At 38.1% G+C, this 4810-nt stretch carries 9 protein-coding genes and 1 pseudogene; all 10 read right to left on the bottom strand.

The window, feature by feature from the left end; all coding sequences use genetic code 11:
* Window positions 1-218 (bottom strand): annotated as a pseudogene (locus tag DW114_RS20950) (hypothetical protein); the annotation flags it as partial.
* Entirely contained in the window at window positions 196-594 is a 399-nt protein-coding gene (locus DW114_RS20945; protein ID WP_003061368.1) for a conjugal transfer protein, read from the bottom strand. The pseudogene DW114_RS20950 and the gene DW114_RS20945, both read right to left, overlap by 23 nt.
* A 109-nt stretch (window positions 595-703) precedes the next feature.
* Window positions 704-1207: an antirestriction protein ArdA gene (locus tag DW114_RS20940; RefSeq protein ID WP_002323345.1), complete on the bottom strand. Its 504-nt coding sequence runs from the start codon at window positions 1205-1207 to the stop codon at window positions 704-706.
* Window positions 1208-1224: 17 nt separating this feature from the next.
* Window positions 1225-1728, bottom strand: a complete 504-nt coding sequence (locus tag DW114_RS20935) for an antirestriction protein ArdA (RefSeq protein ID WP_009319867.1) — start codon at window positions 1726-1728, stop codon at window positions 1225-1227.
* Window positions 1647-1943 (bottom strand): conjugal transfer protein, encoded by a 297-nt coding sequence (locus DW114_RS20930; RefSeq protein ID WP_109271991.1) that lies wholly within the window; start codon window positions 1941-1943, stop codon window positions 1647-1649. The genes DW114_RS20935 and DW114_RS20930 overlap by 82 nt, the downstream gene beginning before the upstream one ends.
* 91 nt (window positions 1944-2034) lie before the next feature.
* A complete protein-coding gene (locus DW114_RS20925) occupies window positions 2035-2454 on the bottom strand; it encodes a nuclear transport factor 2 family protein (protein WP_009319866.1) in 420 nt (139 codons plus the stop codon).
* 60 nt (window positions 2455-2514) lie between these two features.
* On the bottom strand, window positions 2515-3021 hold the full coding sequence (locus DW114_RS20920) for a GNAT family N-acetyltransferase (RefSeq protein WP_002322989.1): 507 nt from the start codon (window positions 3019-3021) through the stop codon (window positions 2515-2517).
* Window positions 3022-3099: 78 nt separating this feature from the next.
* Window positions 3100-3321 (bottom strand): hypothetical protein, encoded by a 222-nt coding sequence (locus DW114_RS20915; protein ID WP_002323342.1) that lies wholly within the window; start codon window positions 3319-3321, stop codon window positions 3100-3102.
* Complete coding sequence (locus tag DW114_RS20910; protein WP_003417615.1) at window positions 3322-3456, bottom strand: DUF3789 domain-containing protein; 135 nt, start codon at window positions 3454-3456, stop codon at window positions 3322-3324.
* A 12-nt stretch (window positions 3457-3468) separates the two neighbouring features.
* A complete protein-coding gene (gene mobT / locus DW114_RS20905; protein ID WP_077710002.1) occupies window positions 3469-4665 on the bottom strand; it encodes a MobT family relaxase in 1197 nt (398 codons plus the stop codon).
* Between the last annotated feature and the right edge of the window lie 145 nt (window positions 4666-4810).

Genomic DNA, 4810 nt, shown 5'->3' with positions numbered 1-4810 from the left:
TCCTGCATACTGCGGATTGAGCTTTCTGTGGCAATCTGCAAGGCATGAATTTTTCCCTCACGGGACTGTGCGATTAGCTGTCGGAAACTGTCATGCACGATAAATTTCTGCTCTGCGGATAAGAAAGAATAGTTGTACGGTATCAGCTCATAATAGGCGAACACCTCATTGTCCTTGTTCCAGACAAGGTTATTGTCAATATATTTTATCGGGAACATAGTTCACACTCCTTACTGCCGTGATTGTTTCATTCAATATCTGCTTATGCAGTTTTACGGCTTTTCCTGCATAAGTGATTTTAGGTCGCAACGCATAAGTTATCTGTGATTTCAAAAAGCTGTACGGTTTCTTTCCGTCAAAGGTTTTCTGCGACATAAACCAAGTGAGAGCAACAGGAATACCAAAGTATTTGAGAAATGCTCCCTCAATCATGGAAAGTGGGGGAATATCCCCAAACAGAATGATGATAAATTCTGTAATCACAAACCATGTAATCTGTGTAAAGGTAACGGGAAAGGGCAAGTTAAAGTCATTGATTGCATACAAGACTTTTTCCACGTTCCAGATACCCGTATAAGATTTAATCTTTTTCAAATTCTTTCAGCTCCTTTCAAAATAGAAAAGGACAGCCATGTTTCAGACTGTCCCTTAAAAGAGAAATACGCTGTCAGTAGCAACAATGCTTGTCGCTGATCTTCCAGCGTTAGTATGGTATCTCGCACATACCTCGGCTTGTTTCAATAAAGCAACCACCCATATCCAAATCTCGCCCATAGGCTTCATAGTCAATGTAGTTCTGTAAGCTGGGTGGAATATCCCCTAGTGCCTGCAATTCGTCTATGTAGTAATAGGCAACGTCTGTCATGGTTTCACAGTCGGGATAATAATAAATATCGTCCTTGTGTTCCACGACTTCTTCCAGCGTCCCGTAGTGGCTGATAAATTCGTCCAGACACTCTACGATATAGTCGGGAAGTTCCTCTATCATTTCATACATTTCATTGAGTTCTTCAATGGAAACATACTCTCCAATCGCAATAGGGAAGTTGTCGGTATCATGGATAGCATATTCCTCATATTGTTCATTTAAGCCGATTTTTTCTTTCACATCTTCCTCGTCAATAGGAAACGTGAACCAAGCACCGACTAAATAGCCCTCATTGTATTTGCCAAGATTAGCAATATAAACCGCCATATCATCAATCATAAGCACCACCTCATTTCCTACTCTGGCAGTTCAAAGATAGCGTGTTCCGTTACTAAAAATTTCCCGTGTTCCTGCAAGTGAGAAGCATAGGCTTCAAAGTCAAAATAATATTCTTGACAGTCCTCGGACAGATGTTTGAACGTCGGGTCGTTCATCAGCTTTTGCCTTGCAACATCTATCATGATTTTGCAGTCGTGATAAACCGTAATCACATTTCTGCAAATATAAAGTGCTTCTAAATTTTCATACACCGTAAGAAGTGCTGTATATTCTTCCTGCATATCGCTCGAAAGCTGGCGGTACATAAAATCTAATTCGTTGAGCTGGTACACGCTGGTATGTTCGTGGACTTCATCAGCATAAGGCAACACCTTTTCGATAATGCGGTAATCCCCACTTTCTGCACCGACACCCAGCTTTTCTTCAAACTCGGCAACATCTATCGGCAGGTCGAACCAGTATGATATTGTTTCTTCGCCAGTTGTTCCTCTCGTTTCCACCAGCACCCTTGTTTCCTGCATTGTTCCTCACGTCCTTTCTGTTGCTTCATCACATCTTTTATGGTCTGGTACGACATACCAAACACATACTTTGAAAAATCTTCTAACTGTCTTTCTTCATAGTCGGCAGGGTTCAGTCGTTTCATTTCATGCCACACCTTACGCTTGTAAGAGGGCAGGTCGGAAATGTATTCACAGCCGACTTTTACCTGCATATCCTTAAAAATATCGTTCATTTCATCACTCCAATCTGAAATTTAGGTAAGAAAAAAGCAGTCAATCCTAAGACTAACTGCTTTGTGTGTATAGATATAATTTGATTAAGTTTTAAAACCAGCTTATTTTTTCATCTCTAAATTGAGGGTTATCGCTGTGCTGATATGGATTGTAGTTATTCAAATTGCAACCATATTCTTTTAATGATTTGATTTTGTTATCTTCTGTCCATTCAATTAAGGAAATACCGTCAAATTCTTCAACACTTCCCGTATTCATTTCATTTTTAAAATACCATTCTACGACAGTTTGATTTTCTTTATGAAAGAACTGTTTAATATCCCAAATAATGACTTTACCACGAGTATTCCATTCATTAAACCAATGTTTTACTGTTTTAAGATTTTCATATTTAGGACACCAGCTTTCCGTATAAACAACATCCTCTGTAAAAATTTTATCCATTCCTAAATCTTGCTGTTTAAGCCACATATCGAACCATAAGCGAATGATTTTTTCTCTCTCATTCATAATAAAACACCTCAATCCTAAGACCAATTACTTTGTAAATAATGAAGTTGAAAATTTATTTTATAGAATTTTTGCCATATAAAACTCATCAACAAAGGAACCAGCAACAAACATTGATTTTTTTCTTATTCCTTCAATTTTAAAACCATTTTTTTCATACAAATTTTTTGCAGTATTATTACAACATTCAACTGTCAGTTCCAAACGGACAATATTATTTGTTTTAGCCCATAAATCTAAATTATTAAAAAAAGTAGTTCCAATACCTTTTCCTCTATATTTTTTTAAGATACCTATAACAATATATGCCGTATGAAAATTTCTTTCAAATTTTCCTCTTTCTGCTCTAATATAACCAACTATTTTGTCATTTTCTGTTGCCACTTGCAAAAAATCAAAACCTTGAATTACATTGTCTTGAATATCTAATTTTAATTCTTGAATAGTAGTTTTCGCTTTTCTTTCATTTGGTTCGTACATCATGTAATCTGTTTCAGTATCTAAACGATTTAATAACTCCCAAAAATCTTTTATTCTATTGATTTCCAATTTGCTATAAATAATCATATTTTCAACCTCAAATAGTATTCACTTTATTTCATATTCTAAATTATACCATTCTCATATCAGCACCACAATAAAATTTTATGCACCGATAATCTTATTGAATAGTTCTAACAATACATCTTTCACACCGCCAGCGTTGAACACCAAGCCGACAGCAATCAAGGCAACTACCAAGAAGCCGATAAGTTTTGAAAACTCACGCTTGAACCCTAAGTAGATACCAATAACCACAATCGCCATAAGCACTAAGCTCTGTGCGTTTGATAAAAACCATTGATATAAATTCTGTCCGAAATTCATTTAATTGTCCTCGCTTTCTTCTAATTGTTTCATTTCATAGTCAGCTTCTTTGCCGATATTCAAAATACACATCAAGACTACGCCGATACCCATTCCCATAGATACCAGCAGGAAGTCTTTTAATAATACCCACATTTTTCATCACTCCTAACTTTCCACCAAATCTTTTGTAGGGGTCGTCTGCTGTTTGATTATCATTTCATGCTTTTCTGTGAGCTTTGCCTGCTGTTCGATTGTTTCCATGTAGTCTGTACCATTTCCTTTATCAATCTTTTTCAGCATTTTCAAGGTCGGTGCTACCTGCCTTTGTACCCACCGCAATGTGCGGTCTAAGGTGTAAGGCTCTGGCTTTGTCGTTAGCTTTAAGCTCTGTCTGTTATCGCCGATAAACCAAGCCCAGCGGTCATTAAGTTTCCAGTCATTTTTCCGCTTGTCTGGTTCTTCATCAACAAACCGCACATACTGGTTGATAATCGAAAAGGCGGTCTGCTCTGCGTCATAATAGGTCAGCAAATCTCGTACTGCATAATAGGCACGTTCATTTCTAAGCCGTATCTCAAAACGATTGATAATGTCGGCTTCTTCAAGCGGTGTCCCTAACTTGACGTACTGCTCATAGTCCTTTTCATAGATACAGAAATACACATCTGATTTCAGAGAACCAAGATAAAGGGTACGTCCCATATATTCTCTGTCGTCCTCTCTGTGCTTGATAAGCTCGCCCGACTGGTAAAACTTATAGCTTCTGGACTTTCCGATATATTCCCGTTTCCTGCATTTCTCCGCAAGCTCTGGAATATCCAAAATGCCCGTATGGTCGTTGATAGCAAGGTCGATACGCTTCATCACGCCACCATCTACGAGTGCGTCCATGAGAAAGTCATACCAGCTTCTTTGCTGTGCCAGCAGGTAACTTTCAAACTGCCTGCAACCACGCCCCTTTAATTCTAAAAGGACACCTTTTTCTTCGTCAGCCGACGTATAGATAAAGATGTCCCCTAAAGAATAATGCTCCGTATAACTGTAATGTCCGTAATCTTCATGGAGCATATAATTGACATTCAGTTTTAATATATCTTTGATTATGTGCTGTATATCCAGCGTGGGAAAACGAATTTTTACATAATCAAACAGCATGGTAAGCGGTGCTTCTGGATTGAACCTTGCCAATTCCTTATGCAAAGTTTCCAGAAGTTCCTTTGACGGCTTCATTTTTCCGCTTTCTATCTTGTTGAGATATTCTCTTGTGATACCAGAAGCCACCGCCAGCCTGCCTTGTGAGATACCGTAAGCAATCCTTTTCTCCCGTAATTCTTTTATCCATTGTTCTTCATTCAGAACCATACCCCCAATCTGTCAAGTGTGAAGTTTTTTAAGGCGACTTCACAGTCGATTTTTGTTAGGAAACCATGCCAGAAGCCTTATGTTTCCTATGTTTTTTGTCTATTGTCTATTTGCAAACGTACCCCTCTGTTAGATACCGAGGGGT

The sequence above is a fragment of the Absiella sp. AM09-50 genome (genome assembly GCF_003433845.1).
GTDB lineage: Bacteria > Bacillota_I > Bacilli_A > Erysipelotrichales > Erysipelotrichaceae > Hoskinsella > Hoskinsella hominis.
The sequence above is the reverse complement of the archived record's forward strand: the minus strand, read 5'-3'. Positions and strand labels throughout refer to the sequence as shown.